13 protein-coding genes are annotated in these 16,278 nt (G+C 71.2%); 5 read left to right on the top strand and 8 right to left on the bottom strand.

Annotated elements, in window-relative coordinates; genetic code table 11:
• The first annotated feature begins 264 nt into the window (after positions 1-264).
• Positions 265-2,835 carry a GmrSD restriction endonuclease domain-containing protein gene (locus EBO36_RS09145; protein WP_222928703.1) on the top strand — a complete coding sequence of 857 codons (2,571 nt, stop codon included), beginning with the start codon at positions 265-267 and terminating at the stop codon, positions 2,833-2,835.
• Between the two features lie 435 nt (positions 2,836-3,270).
• Here EBO36_RS09145 and EBO36_RS09135 read toward each other — a convergent pair whose 3' ends face one another.
• Genes EBO36_RS09135 through ppk2 form a run of 3 tightly spaced genes read right to left on the bottom strand, consistent with a single transcriptional unit; the run spans position 3,271 to position 7,497 of the window.
• Entirely contained in the window at positions 3,271-4,074 is an 804-nt protein-coding gene (locus tag EBO36_RS09135) for an isocitrate lyase/PEP mutase family protein (protein WP_122824335.1), read from the bottom strand.
• A 9-nt stretch (positions 4,075-4,083) separates the two neighbouring features.
• Entirely contained in the window at positions 4,084-6,591 is a 2,508-nt protein-coding gene (locus tag EBO36_RS09130) for an AAA family ATPase (protein WP_122824334.1), read from the bottom strand.
• A gap of 21 nt (positions 6,592-6,612) precedes the next feature.
• Positions 6,613-7,497: a polyphosphate kinase 2 gene (gene ppk2, locus EBO36_RS09125; protein ID WP_122824333.1), complete on the bottom strand. Its 885-nt coding sequence runs from the start codon at positions 7,495-7,497 to the stop codon at positions 6,613-6,615.
• 175 nt (positions 7,498-7,672) lie between these two features.
• On the opposite strand from ppk2, the gene EBO36_RS09120 reads away from it, so the two are divergent.
• Positions 7,673-8,683 carry a zinc-dependent alcohol dehydrogenase gene (locus EBO36_RS09120; RefSeq protein WP_122824332.1) on the top strand — a complete coding sequence of 337 codons (1,011 nt, stop codon included), beginning with the start codon at positions 7,673-7,675 and terminating at the stop codon, positions 8,681-8,683.
• Positions 8,684-8,802: 119 nt separating this feature from the next.
• On the opposite strand, the gene EBO36_RS09115 is transcribed toward EBO36_RS09120, so the two are convergent.
• The 4 genes from EBO36_RS09115 to EBO36_RS09100 form a co-directional block, all read right to left on the bottom strand.
• Entirely contained in the window at positions 8,803-9,387 is a 585-nt protein-coding gene (locus tag EBO36_RS09115) for a GNAT family N-acetyltransferase (RefSeq protein ID WP_122824331.1), read from the bottom strand.
• A 76-nt stretch (positions 9,388-9,463) separates the two neighbouring features.
• Entirely contained in the window at positions 9,464-11,416 is a 1,953-nt protein-coding gene (locus EBO36_RS09110) for an NHL domain-containing thioredoxin family protein (protein WP_122824330.1), read from the bottom strand.
• Positions 11,417-11,519: 103 nt separating this feature from the next.
• Positions 11,520-12,536, bottom strand: a complete 1,017-nt coding sequence (locus tag EBO36_RS09105) for a zinc-dependent alcohol dehydrogenase (protein ID WP_122824329.1) — start codon at positions 12,534-12,536, stop codon at positions 11,520-11,522.
• A 141-nt stretch (positions 12,537-12,677) separates the two neighbouring features.
• Entirely contained in the window at positions 12,678-13,073 is a 396-nt protein-coding gene (locus EBO36_RS09100) for a VOC family protein (RefSeq protein ID WP_122824328.1), read from the bottom strand.
• A 64-nt stretch (positions 13,074-13,137) separates the two neighbouring features.
• Here EBO36_RS09100 and EBO36_RS09095 point away from each other — a divergent pair, with 64 nt between their 5' ends.
• The 3 genes from EBO36_RS09095 (at position 13,138) to EBO36_RS09085 (ending at position 14,680) form a co-directional block, all read left to right on the top strand.
• Complete coding sequence (locus EBO36_RS09095; RefSeq protein ID WP_122824327.1) at positions 13,138-13,578, top strand: hypothetical protein; 441 nt, start codon at positions 13,138-13,140, stop codon at positions 13,576-13,578.
• 91 nt (positions 13,579-13,669) lie between these two features.
• The gene (locus EBO36_RS09090; RefSeq protein ID WP_122824326.1) at positions 13,670-13,981 is read left to right on the top strand and encodes a thiamine-binding protein; all 312 of its coding nucleotides are present in this window, start codon (positions 13,670-13,672) and stop codon (positions 13,979-13,981) included.
• A gap of 87 nt (positions 13,982-14,068) precedes the next feature.
• Positions 14,069-14,680: a class I SAM-dependent methyltransferase gene (locus EBO36_RS09085; protein WP_122824325.1), complete on the top strand. Its 612-nt coding sequence runs from the start codon at positions 14,069-14,071 to the stop codon at positions 14,678-14,680.
• Between the two features lie 81 nt (positions 14,681-14,761).
• Here the strand turns inward: EBO36_RS09085 and EBO36_RS09080 are convergent, their stop codons facing one another.
• Positions 14,762-16,246, bottom strand: coding sequence for an MDR family MFS transporter (locus EBO36_RS09080; RefSeq protein ID WP_122824324.1), 1,485 nt, complete (start codon positions 16,244-16,246; stop codon positions 14,762-14,764).
• Positions 16,247-16,278 lie beyond the last annotated feature (32 nt).

Here is a 16,278-nt window from a genome sequence, read left to right as displayed (position 1 = left end):
CGCACCTCCACCTCGGTCGTGCCCGGGGCGCCGGCGCGCAACGGCGGCAGCAACGCTCGCCTGGTTTACGAGCTGGACGCCATGGTGCAGTACCTGGCTCGCAGCCGTGCGCGGGCGGAACCGCTCTGCCCCAAAGTCGTAGGCAGGAAGATTCAGAAGCGCGGAGGGATGGGCACACCCCGGTTCTCGGACGGGCAAGTCTCTCAGGGGAAAATCCGTGCGCGAACACGGCGTATTGCTCACAACTTCTTGCATACGGTGTGAGTGACCGCACCGACAAGGGGGCACCGGGTGGTACACGCAGCCGAGACCAGTCTCAGAGAACTGCTGGAGGGCGCCAAGCAGTATCAAGTGCCGCTCTACCAACGCACGTACTCGTGGAAGTCCGAGAACTTCGAACGCCTGTGGGCTGACCTCGTTCGCCTAGCGGAAGACCGCGAAGCGCACGGTCAAGCGATCACGCACTTCCTGGGCTCGATGGTGCTCGCTCCGACCCCTGACGTTGGGCCGGTGGGTGTGTCGCGGTACCTCGTCGTCGACGGTCAGCAGCGCCTCACGACGCTTACCCTCCTGCTCGCGGCGTTGCGCGATCACCGCGCTGAAACCGAGGGGCCGGAGCACCGAGACAGGCTTAACGAGCAGTACCTCGTCAACAAGTGGCGGCCTGACTCGGAGCGCCTGAAACTGATGCCGACTCAAGCGGACCGACGGTCGTACCGAGCCTGCGTCGAGGCGACGCCTGTCGCCGGCAAGGCCGACGGAGTCCGCGAGGCCTACAGGTATTTCCGCGGCAGACTGACCGACCATGACGACCCCGACGATGCTCTTGACATCGAGCGGCTGGAGGAGGCCGTCCTTTCCGGGCTAACCCTCGTGTCGGTCACCACAGGCCGCGAGGACAACGTCCATCGCATCTTTGAGTCGCTCAACAACACCGGTGTGCGTCTAACGCAGGGCGATCTGCTCCGCAACTACCTCTTCATGCGCTTGCCGACGCACGGCCCAAGGGTCTACGAGACGCAGTGGCTCCCACTGCAGGAGCGACTCGACAACGATCAATTGGAGCTTCTCTTCTGGCTCGACGCTGTCCAGACGAACGAGTCCGTCACTCAACGTGATACTTACCAGGCGCAGGTTGCCCGTATGGACCGTCTCGCCGACGAGACCGACGTGGAGCGCGAGGTGGAGAGGTTCCACCGTTTGAGCGCGCTATTGGAGCGGATCCTCAACCCCGAGCGGGAGAGTGACCCTGCCGTTCGGGAACGGCTAGGACGGCTGAATGCGTGGGGTACCACGACCGTCTATCCGCTCCTGCTTCATCTACTTGAGCGTCGGGAACACGGCGCAGCTAGCAGTGAAGAGATTGCTTCGGCCATGCTCTACGCCGAGAGCTACCTCGTCCGCCGCTTGCTGACCGGTCGGGCAACCGCAGGTCTCAATCGAACTCTCTTAAGAGCGGTGCCCGAGATTCGCGACCGGACGCCGGCTGACGCGGCACTGCGCCATTATCTCTCGACGGGGCGCAAGTTCTTTGCTTCCGACGACCAGGTGCGTGCTGGCGCGCGCGACGTGTCCTTCTACTACTCGGGACGTGCATCTCAACGGAAGCTGCTCCTGACTTGGATCGAGCAAACGTTCGACAACAAGGAACCGGTCGACCCGTCATTGTGCACGGTGGAACATGTCATGCCGCAGACAATGACGCCTGCGTGGCAGTCGATGCTTCGCGAGCACATGGAACCGGGAGAAAACCTGGTCGACGTCTACGACGGGCTCGTTCACACGCTGGGGAACCTCACGCTCACGGGCTACAACTCGGCGCTCGGCAACAAGCCATTTAAAGCCAAGCGCAAAGCTTACGGTGAGAGCGGCTTCCGAATGAACCAGTGGATCGCGCGGCATGAAGTGTGGGGACGGCCGCAGATCCTGGAGCGTGCGGCGAATCTCGCGGAGCGGATTATTTTGCAGTGGCCAGCGCCCGAGGCGAGCATGTCAGACGAGCCGGTTCGAGAGTCCTGGGGCCTTATGGACCGCGCGCTGGCGGTGTTGCCTGAGGGGACTTGGACGACGTACTCAGACGTTGCGCGACTGATAGGCAGCCATCAGGTTCCGGTGGGTCAACGACTTGCCCATCATCCCGTCCCGAACGGCTACAGGGTCCTCCGCCTGGACGGGTCGTTGTCTCCGGGGTTCAGTTGGCCGCCGGGCCACGAACGATCCGAGTCTCAGCGGCAGCTGCTTGAGCGAGAAGGGGTGGTGTTCAGCTCCGACGGCAGGGCGGACAGTAGCCAGCACGTCAGCGCGGACGAGTTGGCCGAGCTCGCTGGGATCGACCTGCCGGGTGAGGAGTTGTCGGGAGTTGGGGACGGCGCCGTCAATGGCCGACGCCAGTCCTTCCTTGACCAACTAGCTGTCAACGCCGACGAGAACGCAGTGCGGGGCGTCATTTCGGTGATGGATTCCTGGGTCTCCATGGGAGGTGCTCTTGCCTTCGGCGCCGCGGGCGAGACCACGTGCTTCCTGGTGTTGGGTGAGGGGCGGGACGCTATCTGGCCCGCTGCCGTCTATCCATCGGGCAAGTTTGAGGTGGTCTTCCAGTACCTCAAATCGCGCCCGCCTTTCGACGATGCAGATCGGCGGGACATGCTGCGTCGTAAGTTTAACGAGGTGGGTGGTGTGCAATTGCCCGAGTCCAAGCTCGGGATGAGGCCGGGGTTCGAGTTGGACCTCCTTGCGCACGATCATGCGCGCCTCGCCGTCGAGAATGCTCTGCGCTGGTTCGTCAGCGAGGTGATGGAGTTTCGGCTCTCGACGTCCGCATCGGGGGCTCCGTGATCGAGCCGGCCCGCAGTGTCGACGCGCATGGCAGTCTTGTCGCAACTACGGGGTGAGGAGGCTGCGGTGGCGCGTACGAAGGCCAACGTCACGTACGTCGAGTTGGAGAAGTTCAGATCTGGGCGGACGCAGGTGGCAGCATCCACCTGTCGAGCGATGACCCGGATGCAAAGGACTTCCTGCATACGACCATCAAGAACAAGCCGACGTCCAAGCGGTACCACCCGACGATGTACCGGCAGTTCGCTCGCTTGTTGACGATGCACGGCAAGGTGGTCCCGGGTTGGGACTCAGGAGCCGACGGCGAAGGGACGGGTGGCGCTACTGCCTAATGAGGTCGCGGGCGTGGAGGAAGTCGCCGAGCGAGCAGATGGCGTGGGAGACCATGGCAGGGCCCAGGGCCAGCGGCGCAACTCATCTGTCCCCGCCCCGCGACTAGTTGAGCGCCCGGGTCGAGGCCGGGATCACGCCGTCGGCGTAGAGGCTCGTCGCGACGTCCTGCAGCGCGGTGAGGGCGACGCGCTGGGTGGTGGGCCCGTAGGAGATGCGGGCGACGCCGAGGGCCTCGTACTCCGCGGCGGTGAGCGCGCCGGGCAGGCCGATGACGCTGACCTTGCGCTCGCCGATGCCCTCGACGAGCCGGCGGGTGACGTCGGCGTCGAGGACGCCGGGCACGAAGACGATGTCGGCGCCCGCCGCGAGGTAGGCGCGGCCGCGCTCGATGGCGTCGGCAATCGACTCGTCGACGGGTCGACCGCCGCCGCGCACGAACGCGTCGGTGCGGGCGTTGAGCGAGAAGGGCACGCCCTCGGCCGCGCCTGCGGCGACGACGGCCTCGACGCGTGCGGCCGCCTCGGCGACGGGCCGCAGCCGGTCCTCGATGTTCGCCCCGACGATGCCGACGCCGATGGCGCGGCGGGTGGTCTCGCCGGTGTCCTCGTAGCCGTCGTCGAGGTCGGCGGTGACGGGCACGTCACCGGCGGCCTCGACGATGCGCCCGACCATGTCGAGCGTGAGCTCGAAGGGGAGGGTCCCGTCCGGGTAGCCGAAGGTGGCCGCGATCGAGTGGCCCGCGGTGGCGATCGCCCTGGTCTCCGGCAGCGCGAGGATCGCCTTCGCCGACACGACGTCCCAGACGTTCACCACCCGCAGGATCTCGGGCGCGGCGTGCAGGGCGGAGAGCGTGCGTGCTCGGTCGGCCGGTGAGGTGGTGGACTCGTTCGAGGTCGGTGAGGTCATTTCGCCACGCTAGCGGGTCACCCTCTCCCCGCCCAGGTGCTCGAGGAGGAACCGGCCCGTGGCGCTGCGCTCGTCGCGGGCGACAGCCTCGGGGGTGCCGACGGCGATGATCCGCCCGCCGGCCTCACCGCCGCCCGGGCCCATGTCGATGACGTAGTCGGCGTTGGCGATGAGGTCGAGGTCGTGCTCGATGACGACGACGGTGGCGCCGCGGTCGGTGAGGCGCTCGAGCACCCGCAGCAGGGTGCGCACGTCCAGCGGGTGGAGCCCGACGCTCGGCTCGTCGAGCACGAAGACGGCGTCGGACTGGTCGCGGTGCAGCTCGGTGGCGAGCTTGAGGCGCTGGGCCTCGCCGCCCGAGAGTGCCGGGGTGTCCTCCCCGAGGGTGAGGTAGCCCAGGCCGAGGTCGACGAGCGCCCGCAGCCGGCGCCCGACCCTGGGGACGTCGCCGACGGCGTCGAGCGCCTCGTGGGCGGTGAGCGCGAGGATGTCGGGCAGGGACAGGCCGTTGCGGCGGATCTCGCTCGCCTGGGGCGCGTAGCGCGAGCCGCCGCAGTCCGGGCAGGCGATGTCGACGTCGGGCAGGAACTGCACGTCCAGGGACACCTGCCCGGTGCCCTGGCAGCGCGGGCAGGCGAGCGAGCCGGTGTTGTAGGAGAAGTCCGAGGCGCTCAGCCCGCGCCGCTGGGCCTCCTCGGTGGCGGCGTAGGCCTTGCGCAGGTCGTCGAAGACGCCGGAGTAGGTGGCGACGGTCGACCGGACGTTGATCCCGATGGGCGTGGCGTCGACGGTGTGGACGCGGCGGATCCCGGGCGCGTCGAGCGCCCGGACGTGCGCCGGGAGCCGGGTCCCGCCGTCGGGGTCGGCGTGGGCGCCCAGCGCCGGGACGAGGGACTCGAGCACGAGGGTCGTCTTGCCGGAGCCGGACACCCCGGTGACGGCGACGAGCCGTCCGCGGGGGAGGTCCACCTCGAGCGGGTGGACGGTGTGGAGGGCGTCGGTAGCCAGGTGGATCCGGCCGCCGTCGAACATCGCCGCCTCCTCGGCGCGCTCGCGCACGACGACGGGTTCGGCGCCGGTGAGGAAGCCGCTGAGCAGCGAGCCGGGGTCGCCGGCGAGGTCGGCGGCGGTGCCCTGGGCGATGACGCGGCCGCCGTCGGTGCCCGACCCGGGGCCGATCTCCACCAGCCAGGACGCCTCCCGCAGGATCTGGACGTCGTGGTCGACGAAGACGACGGAGTTGCCGTCGGCGAGCAGGTCGTGCATGACGCCGAGCAGCCCCTCGACGTTCGAGGGGTGCAGGCCAATGGACGGCTCGTCCAGGACGTACAGCACGCCGGTGGTGCGGTTGCGCACGGCGCGGGCGAGCTGGACGCGCTGGCGCTCGCCGGTGGACAGGGTCGAGCCGGCGCGGTCGAGGGTGAGGTAGCCCAGGCCCAGCTCGACCAGCCGGAGGGCCATGTGCTGGAGGGTCTCGACGAGGGCGTCGGCCATCTCGCGCATCTCGGCCGGGAGCGTGGCGGTGACCGACGGGGCCCAGGCGACGACGTCGTCGAGCGTCATCGCGGTGACGTCGGCCAGGCCGAGGTCGCCGATGCGGGGCAGGCGGGCGCGCTCGCTCAGCCGGGTGCCGCCGCAGGCGCGGCAGGTGCCCTCGCGCAGGAAGCGCGCCACGCGCTTGAGGCGCTTCTCGTCGGTCGCGCGCTTGAGCTCCTCGGTGACGGTGAGGCGGGCGTTGCGGAAGGTGAAGTCGAGCTCATGCACCCCGTTCTTCGTGGCGAAGACGATGTGCTTCTTCTCCTCCGGGCCGTCGAGGACGATCTCCTTCTCCCAGTCCGCGAGGTCCCGGAAGGGCACGTCGGTGCGCACCCCGAACTCTCGGACGATGGTCGGCTGGACCTTGAAGTTGAACATCTGCCAGGGCAGGACCGCGCCCTCGTCGAGGGTCTTCGACTCGTCGGGGACGAGGGAGGCGTCGTCGACGTCGCGGACCACGCCGGTGCCCGTGCACACGGGGCAGGCGCCCTCGGAGTTGAAGGCGAGCTGCTCGGCGCCCGGTGCCTGGACCTGCTCCCCGCACTCGGGGCAGGCGAAGGGCACCTCGGCGGCGACGTCGATGGTCGGCGGGACCCGGTGGCCGTTCGGGCACACGTGGGAGGCGAGGCGGGAGAACATCAGCCGCAGGACGTTGAGCAGCTCGGTGGAGGTGCCGAAGGTCGAGCGCACCCCCGGCACGCCGGGGCGCTGGCGCAGCGCGAGGGCGGCGGGGACGTGCTCGACGGAGTCGACGGCGGCGCGCGGGGCGTGGGCCATGCGCCGCCGGGTGTAGGTGGACAGCGCCTCGACGTAGCGGCGCGACCCCTCGGCGTAGAGCACCCCGAGCGCGAGCGACGACTTGCCCGAGCCCGACACCCCGGCGATGGCGACGAGCTCGCGCAGGGGGATGTCGACGTCGACCGCTTTGAGGTTGTGGACGCGCGCGCCGCGGACCGAGATGCGGTCGGGGGACGAGGTCATCGGGTCATTCTCACGCCCGCGCTACCGGCCGGCCTTCTTGGCCACCGCCGGGTCCTCCACGAGCGAGGAGGCCCGGTCCGGCACGTAGGAAGACACCTCGATCGAGGGCCGCTGGTAGCCGGTGCCGGCCGGGCGCTTGGGGAGCGTGACCTTCTCGTGCGGGACGTCGGTGTAGGGGAGCGAGGCGAGCAGGTGGTGGATCATGTTGAGCCGCGCCTGCTTCTTGGAGTCCGAGGCCACGTGGTACCAGGGCGCCACGGAAGTGTCGGTGTGGACCATCATCTCGTCCTTGGCACGGGAGAAGTCCTCCCAGCGGGTGATCGACTCCAGGTCGATGGGGGAGAGCTTCCACTGGCGCAGCGGGTCGTGCAGCCGCTTGCGGAAGCGCTCGAGCTGGACGTCGTCGGACACGGAGAACCAGTACTTGCGCAGGTGGATGCCGTCCTCGACGAGCATCTGCTCGAAGATCGGGCACTGGCGCAGGAAGCGTTTGTGCTCCTCGGGCGTGCAGAAGCCCATGACCTTCTCCACGCCGGCCCGGTTGTACCAGGACCGGTCGAACAGGACGATCTCGCCCGCCGCCGGCAGCTGCTCGACGTAGCGCTGGAAGTACCACTGCCCGCGCTGGCGCTCGGTGGGGGCCGGCAGGGCGGCGATCCGGGCGGCGCGCGGGGACAGGTACTCGGTGATCCGCTTGATCGTGCCGCCCTTCCCGGCCGCGTCACGGCCCTCGAAGACGACGACGACGCGCGCCCCGGTCTCCTTCACCCACGCCTGGAGCTTCCCGAGCTCGCCCTGCAGGCGGTAGAGCTCGGCCTCGTAGACCTTCCTCGGGATCTTCGTCGTCGTGAACCCGGCAGCCTCGGGGTTGAGGTCCCCGGTGTCCGTCTTCGTCGATGTGGCCATGGGGAGAGTGTGCCGCTGCGCTCCCGGTCGGGACAGCGGAAGCGCGGCCCGACTGCCTCGCCCGTCCCGCCCGGCAGGCCGCACGTCGGGACGGGCCGCACGTCGCGACGGGCCGCGCGTCGGGCCGAGGCGCGGCGAGGCGCGCGCAGGCCGGTCGCCGGGCACAATCACCCGCATGCGCGCACTCCGTCTGCACGGTACCGGTGACGTCCGCCTGCACGAGGAGCCCGAGCCTCGCCCGGGACCGGACGAGACCCTCGTGCGGATCACCGACGTCGGCCTGTGCGGGTCGGACCTGCACTGGTTCACCGAGGGAGGCATCGGCGACGCCCGCATCGACGACCCGTTGGTCCCCGGCCACGAGATGGCCGGCGTCGTCGTCGGCGGTCCGTGGGACGGGCGACCGGTCGCGGTGGACCCGGCGATCCCGTGCGAGCGGTGCGAGCTGTGCGTCGAGGGCCACCGCAACCTCTGCCCGCAGGTGCGCTTCGCGGGGAACAAAGGGGTCGACGGCGGCATGCAGGAGCTGCTCGCCTGGCCCACGCGCCTGCTCCACCCGCTCCCCGAGGGCGTCACGGGCGCCGACGGCGCCATGCTCGAGCCGCTCGGCGTGGCCCTGCACGCCTGGGACCTCGGCCATGCCCGCGCCGCGACCACGGTGGCGGTAGTCGGCGCCGGACCGATCGGGCTGCTCCTCGTCCAGCTGGCCCTCGCCGCGGGCGCCACCCGCGTGATCGCCGTCGACCCGCTGCCGCACCGGCGCGCCGCCGCGCTGCGCTACGGCGCCGAGGTGGCGCTCGACCCGACGCAGGCGCGCGACGCCGCCACCTGGACGGAGCTCGCCGGCATCGGGTGCGACATCGCGTTCGAGGCCGCCGGGACGGACGACGCCATCGCCACCAGCCTCCTCGCGGTGCGGCCCGGCGCGAGGGTGGTGCTCGTCGGCATCCCCGACGGCGACCGGTCCTCGTTCCCCGCCGCGCTCGCGCGCCGCAAGGGCGTGACGCTGGTGATGGTGCGCCGCATGAAGGAGATGTACCCCCGCACCCTCGCGCTGGTGACGTCCGGGAAGGTGGACGTGCGCTCGCTGGTCACCGACCGCTTCCCGTTGGCCGAGGCGGCGACGGCCTTCCAGCAGGCGGCCGCGCGCGAGGGGCTCAAGGTGGTCGTCCGCCCGGCGGGGTAGCGCCTCCGGGAGCGGGCCTTCTCGTCGGTCTGCTGGTCGCCGTCGTCGCCGAATTGCTCCACCTCTGACCACCACGGGTCGAGGTCGCGGGGCGCTCGCCCGCACGAGGCGTGGCTGCGTCACGTCTCGGCCGCCATGGCGCTCGCTCGATCGGGACGGATGGTGGCATAGAGAAGCATGTCCCGGCGCTGGCCGGCGATCACCTGGTAGCTGCGGAGCAGTCCCTCACGGGCATATCCGGCTCGTTTGGCCGTGCGTACGGAACCGACGTTCCACGGCTCGATGAGTAGGGCAACGCGGAAGAGCTCCGGAATGCTCCACGCGAACTCCGTGAGCGCGACGAGAGCGTCGGTAGCGAGGCCGCTGCCACGAGCAGACGGAACAATGGAGTACCCCGCGGTCGCCCGCCCCTCGCTGAGCTCCTTGAGCCAGAGTCCGCAGTGTCCCACCGCGCGCTCCGTCTCCCTCACCACGATGGTGAAGGAGAACCCCGCGCCCGCGGCATGACGCTCCTGCTGGCGGCCCACCCACGCCAAAGCCTCGTCCTCCCCGGCGTGCGGGAGGAGCGTGCCGATGTGTGGCACGTAAGGGTCGGTCGACAGCTCGCGAGCCATGGCCACGTCCCGCTCCGCGACTGGACGGAGCTTGACGGCACCGTGCATCGGCGGTTCCGCGGGCCAAGCCGGAACGAACGTCGGGTCCATGCCTCCATTGTCGACGCGCGCGTCGCCGCGCAGGGGCACCTCAGTGGCTCGCCCGCCGAGTCGCCGCCCGGACCGCTCAGCCGTGGAGGGTGAGGACCAGCTCGCTCGGGCCGCCGTCGACGACGCGGACCGGGATGCCCCAGTCCTGGGACGCGAGGTGGCAGGCCGGGAACTCCACGGACGGGTCGCCGTCGCAGGAGGCCGCCTTGGCGGTGACGGACAGGACGGTCTGCGCCGCCCCTCCTCCCACTTCGTGATCTTGCGGATCTGCGAGATCACGAGCAGCCGGGGTGAGGCTGAGGTCGAGCGTGAGGTGCCGTTCCAGGTCGGTGCCCGTCCCGCCGCCGGTGACCAGCACCTCGCTGGGCGACGCCCCGACGGTGAGCTGCGTCGACGGCCCGAAGCGGTCGTCGAGCTTCTGGCCCGGGGGAGGCGTGAACACCACCCGCAGCGTCACCTCCGGCCCGACCTCGGTGACGGGGCGCGCGGTCCGGTGCGCCGCGCCGTCGTGCCGGGTGCCCGATCCGCCGTCGGGCACCGCGACGCGCGTGAGGCGGTGGGCGGCCGACTCGACGACGAGCAGGTGTGCGCCGTCGTCGGCGACGAGCAGCCCCGACGGCTCGGCGAGCCCCTGGGCCAGCGTCGTGACCTCGCCGGCGGCGGGGTCGTACAGCCGCACCGCGCCGTTGTAGGTGTCTGCCACGGCGACGCGCCCGTCGGGGAGGGCGGCCACGCCGAGCGGGTGCTGGAGGAGCGCCTGCTCCGCGGCGCCGTCGCGGTGCCCGAAGTCGAAGAGCCCCTGGCCGATCGCGGTGCGCACCTGCTCGGCGGCGAGGTCGACGGACCGCAGCGCGGAGGTCTCGGCGTCGGCGAGCCAGATCCGCCCGTCGTCGCCGACCGCGAACCCCGAGGGCTGGGCGAACCACGCCTGCATGAGGTCGCCGTCGACCAGGCCCTCGTTGCGCGTCCCGCCCACGCGGCGCAGGTAGCGGGCGGCCGGGTCGAACGTCCACAGCGTGTGGTCGCCGGCCATGGCGACGACGACGGCGCCCGCATGCTCCGACCACACGACGTCCCACGGCGAGCACTGCCGCAGCCGCCCGGCGGGGCCGTAGTCCTCGGTCGCCGGCTCGTCGCCGGGCAGGACGTTGTCGGGGGCGCCGACGAGGAACTGCTCGCCCGTCCCGGCGAGCGTGGTGACGTGGCCGTCGGCCAGCCGCACCCCGCGCAGGAGGTGGTTGACGGTGTCGGCGACGACGACGTCGTAGCCCACCTCGGCGGCGACGTCGCCCGGGAGGACGCACAGGCCGTTGGGCTCGCTGAACTCGGCGCTCTCCGCCGGCCCGTCGGTGCGCCCGCGGGAACCGGAGCCGATGACCCGGACGAGGGTCTCACCGTCGGGCGCGAGCTCGACGAGGCGGTGGTGGCCGGCGTCGGCGACGAGGACGTTCCCGCCCGGCAGCGCGGCCGCCTTGGCCGGGAAGCGCAGCAGACCCGGGGCGGGCTCCGGCGGGACGTACGGGCTGTCGCCGCGGTGGAGGGTGCCCTTGGCCTCGTGCTCGGCGACGAGCTGCTCGACGAGGACCGCGAGGTTGGGGGTGTGCCCCTCGCCGGCCATGTGGGCGACGATGTAGCCCTCGGGGTCGATGAGGACGAGCGTGGGCCAGGCGCGGGCGGTGTAGGCGGACCACGTGACGAGCTCAGGGTCGTCGAGGACCGGGTGGGCGACGTCGTAGCGCTCGACGGCGGCGGCGAGGGCGTCGGGGTCGGCCTCGTGGACGAACTTGGGGGAGTGGACCCCGACCGTGACGAGGACGTCGCGGTAGCGCTCCTCGAGCGGGCGGAGCTCGTCGAGGACGTGGAGGCAGTTGATGCAGCAGAACGTCCAGAAGTCGAGCAGGACGATCTTTCCGCGCAGGTCGGCGAGGCTGAGCTCGCGCCCGCCGGTGTTGAGCCAGCCGCGGCCGACGAGCTCGGAGGCGCGGACGCGGGGCGGGCGGGTGGAGCGAGACGGAGGTGCCGACGTCATGCAGGAAGCCTCGCACGCCGTCGGTCGGGGGACGCAGCCCGTCTCGGGCCGCGACGCACGGCGCCGCGGTGAGCGCCCGCGACGCCGCGCATCACGCCTGCACTCACTCCATGACGATGACGACCTTGTCGGCGGCACCGGGGGTGCCGGCCAGCGTGATCCCCTCGAGCGCGCGGTCGTACGGGAGCACGTCGCTGACGATCTCCCGGTACTTGTCGACGTTGGCGATGATGTCGTCCGTGACCTCGAAGATCTCGGTGGGGTAGCCCATGGCGAGGCGGATATCGACCTCTGTGGTGAGGAGGTCACCGAAGTCCACCGGCACCGGCTTCTTGTGCACCGCCGGGATGGAGACCACCGCCCGGTGCTTGACCATCCGGAGGATCGACTCGATGACCGCGGGCGCCCCGGCGGCGTCGACGTAGCCGTCGGTGTCGGGCCGGGTGTCGCGTACGAAGCTCGGTCCGGCGGTCCCGTGCAGCTCGATGAGGCGCTCCTTGACGTCCTCCTCCGCCGAGTTGATGACGGCGTCCGCGCCGACCCTCAGCGCCGTCTCCAGCCGCTTCGGCTGGATGTCGACGACGACGACGTGGCTGGCCCCTACCGCCTTGGCGGACAGGGCCGCACCGAGGCCGATCGGGCCGGCCCCGAACACGACGACCTTGGCGCCGGGCGTGAGCTCGAGCCGGTTGACGGCGTGGCGGGCGACGGCCATCGGCTCGTTGAGCGCGGCGACCTCCCACGGGATGTCGCTCGGGATGACCCGGAGCTGACGTCCCGGCTGGGCGTCGCGGACGACGACGTACTCCGAGAGGCCGCCCTGCGCGCCACCACTGCCCAGCAGACCGTCGGAGAAGGCCATCGTGTCGAAGACGACGTGGTCGCCGACGGCGAAACCCGTGACCTCCTCGCCGACCTCGCAGATCTCACCGGCGGGCTCGTGGCCGAGGCGCGTGGCCCCCTGGTGCGGCGGGATACCACCCACGGAGATGTACATCGCGTCCGAGCCGCAGATCCCGCTCGCGCGCATCTTGACGAGCACGTCCTTGGGACCGGCGGTCGGTGCCTCGACCTCCAGCATCTCGACCGTGCCCGGACCGGTGACGACGACGCTCCGCATGTCGGCTCCTTATCAATCGTGACAGGAACGTTCCTTTGGTGGCTTCGACGCTACGCGGGTGGGCGTGCCGACCCCGGGACCAAGGGCCTCGCCCCGGGCGCCGGCTCGTGCTCTCGGCGGCCGTGTGCGAGTCCGACGCGCTCAGGAGTCCTGCAGCACCGAGAGGACGTTGCCGGCCGGGTCGGTGAACCAGGCGATGAGCGGCCCGCCGCCGCGGAAGATGCCCTGCTCGTCGGTCTCCATCGGGGTGCCGGCGTACCGCTCGAACGTCACGCCGCGGCGCCCCAGCTCCGCGACGGCCGCCTCGACGTCGGGCACCGGGAAGTTGAGGACGGTGTAGCTCGCGGGAGTGTGGTCGGGCTTCGCGTAAGTAAGGACTCGGGCGCCGCCCGGCAGCTCGATGAAGGCGGTGCCGTGCTCGCCGGCGCCGGTCACGGTGAGGCCCAAGGTGTCCCGGTAGAAGCGGGCCGCGGCCTCGACGTCGTCGACGGAGAAGCCGGAGAAAGCGGTGGTGTTCTCGAACGGTGAAGTAGTCATGCCCTGGTAGACCGGCGGCGGGCGCGAGAGTCATCGCTCACGGCCCCCGGGTTACGGTGCGGCTATGAGCAACCTGACCGCCGTGGGCGACCGAGACTCCTGGCGCTGCTGGCTGTGCGACGAGCCGGTGGACCCGGACGCCTCGGTGAACTCCGACCGCGGCCCCAGCGTGGACCTCGGGATGGCCAAGCCGAAGAAGGGCGCACCCGCCGTCGAGCGGCTCGCCCACCGCGCCTGCAACACGCGCAAGGGCGCGGTGACGCCGGTGGTGCCGTGGTCGCCGGACCTCTTCGTCGTCGACCCCGCCCCGATCGTCGCGACCGTGGAGCGCCTCGGGCGCAAGGGTGGTCGCGAGGTGGTGGCGCGCTGCCCGAGCCGCCAGGACGCCGACGCCGCCGCCGCGTGGCTCGTGGACCGGCTGTCGCGCTTCGCCCCCGACCGGGCGTTCACCACGCAGGTCGAGCCGGGCGGCGGCCAGTTCCTCCTGGTGCTGCGCACCGCCTGACCGCCCGCCGCGCTGCCGTCCCCCGGCGGAGCCAGCCCCGCGTGCCCCGGCCGCCGGGCCGGCGCTAGGACCCGCGCCTAGCATGTGCCGCATGCTCTTCGCCTTCTCCGTGGCCCCGACCGTCACCGACGCCGCCGACGGTTCGGTCTCCGAGGCGGTCGCCGCGGCCATCCGGGTGGTTCGCGCCTCCGGCCTGCCGAACGAGACCACCTCGATGTTCACCACCATCGAGGGGGAGTGGGACGAGGTCATGCCCGTCATCAAGGCGGCGTGCGACGCCGTCGCGGCGTTCAGCCCGCGCGTGAGCCTGGTCCTCAAGGCCGACCTGCGCCCCGGGCACGACGGCCAGCTCACCGCGAAGGTCGAGCGCGTCGAGGAGCGGCTGGGCACTGACCCCGCCTGACGGGCGGCGCGCGAGGGGAGCACTCGCCACGGACGGCGCCGACGTCGAGCGCGCGGCGGTCCTCGCCCGAGGTGGCACTGTGTCCCCATGGGATCCGAGCATTTCGACGCCATTGCCGCTGACTGGGACAACGACGAGGCCAAGGTCGCCCGCGCGCGGGGGGTGGCCGACGCCGTCGCGCACGCCGTGCCCCTCGACCACGAGATGCGGCTGCTCGAGTACGGCGCCGGCACCGGCCTGGTCACCCAGGCGCTGGTGGACCGCGTCGGGGCCGTGACGCTCGCGGACAACTCCGCCGGCATGCGGGCGGTCATCCAGGAGAAGATCGACGCCGGTGTGCTCCCGGGCGCCCGGGTGTGGGACCTCGACCTGGAGACGCAGCCCGCCCCGGACGAGCAGTTCGAGGTCGTCGTCACGTCCCTCGTGCTCCACCACGTCCGCGACATCGCGGGGGTCCTGCGCCGGTTCGTCGAGCTTCTCGTGCCCACCGGCTACCTGTGCATCGCCGACATGGACCGGGAGGACACCGGCTTCCACGGCGCCGACTTCGGCGGCCACCCCGGGTTCGACCGCGCGGAGCTCACGGCCCAGCTCGCCGAGGCCGGCCTGAGCGACGTGTCCGTGGAGGACTGCGGCGAGCTCGTCAAGGACGGCGTGCCCTACTCCGTGTTCATGGCCGTCGCCCGCCGGGCCGTCTGAGCCGGCGGCTACGTCCTCCGACAGGCGAGGGCCGGGCGAACGCGTCGCCCGGCCCTCGTCTGTCGGTCTTCAGTACCGCTGTTAGTGGACGCCGGCCGGGACCTGCTCGGCTCCCGCCGTCGTCGGCTTGCGGACGAGGAACGAGAAGGCGACGGCGACGACGGCCAGCGCCGCCCCGCACAGGAACGCGTCGTGGATGCCGCCGGCCTGTGCCTCGACACCGCCGAGCCCGTCGGCGACGCCCGCGGCGGTCCGGGTGCTCATCACGGTGATGAACAGCGCGGTGCCGGCGCCGCCGGCGAGCTGCTGGAGCGTGTTCATGATCGCGCTGCCGTGGGAGTACATGGACGGCTCCACCGAGCCGAGCGCCGACGTCATGAGCGGGGTCATGAGGCAACCCAGGCCGATGCTCAGCATCACGTGGGCGGCGACGACGTGCCACGTGGCGCTGTTCGCCGAGAGCAGCGTCATCGTCCCGAGCGCGCTGGCGACGACGACGGAGCCGGGGATGACCAGCGGGCGGGGGCCGACGCGGTCGAAGAGCCGGCCGACGAACGGGGCGATGAGGCCCATGGTGAGCCCGCCGGGCAGCAGGACGAGGCCGGTCTCCAGCGCGGTGAGGCCCATGACGTTCTGCAGGAAGATCGGCAGCAGGATGAGGGTCCCGAACAGGGCGCCCATGGAGATGAGCATCATGCCGATCCCGACGGAGAACGTGCGGGAGCGGAAGGGGCGCAGGTCGAGCAGGGCCGCGTCGTCGCGCTGGAGGCGGATCTGGCGCCAGGCGAAGACCGTGAGGGCCGCGGCGCCGATGACGAGGGGCACCGCCGGGGAGATGGCGGCGTTGCCCTCGGTGGCCTCGCCGATGCTGCTGAGGCCGAAGATGAGCCCGCCGAACGCGGCGGCGGACAGCACGATGGAGAGCACGTCGACGGGGACGGCCCGCGGGGTGGTGATGTTCTTGACGAGCTTGGCGCCGAGGATCACCGCGGCCGCCGCGATGGGCAGCACCGTGAGGAACATCCAGCGCCACCCGAGGTTGGCGAGGATGAACCCGGAGAACGTCGGGCCGACGGCCGGCGCCACCGCGATGACGATGGAGATGAGCCCCATCGTGCGGCCGCGGCGGGAGATCGGCACGAACGTGAGCACCGTGGTGATGAGCAGGGGGAGCATGACGGCGGTGCCGCTCGCCTGGATCACTCGCGCGGCCACGAGGACCGGGAACAGCGGGGCCACCGCGGCCAGCGCGGTACCCACCGTGAAGGTGGACATCGCCGCGATGAAGACGGCCCGGGTGGAGAACCGCGTGAGGATGAGCCCCGTCGTGGGGATGACGACGGCCATGGTGAGCATGAACGCCGTGGTGAGCCACTGCGCGGTCGCCGCGGTGACGGCGAACTCGTCCATGAGGTTGGGGATCGCCACGCTCATGACGGTCTCGTTGAGGATCATGACGAACGAGGCGACGAGCAGCACGCCGATGACGAGCTTCACCTGAGCCGACACGGTCGCCTCTGGTGACGGGGCGCCCGCGGGCGAGGTGGTGCGTTGATCGACGCTCATGGTGCGGCTCCTGGGGGAAGTGGTTCGGACGG

Origin of the sequence: Georgenia faecalis, assembly GCF_003710105.1 — a bacterium.
GTDB lineage: Bacteria > Actinomycetota > Actinomycetes > Actinomycetales > Actinomycetaceae > Georgenia_A > Georgenia_A faecalis.
Note: the sequence above shows the minus strand (reverse complement) of the source record. Positions and strands in the feature narration are given on the sequence as shown.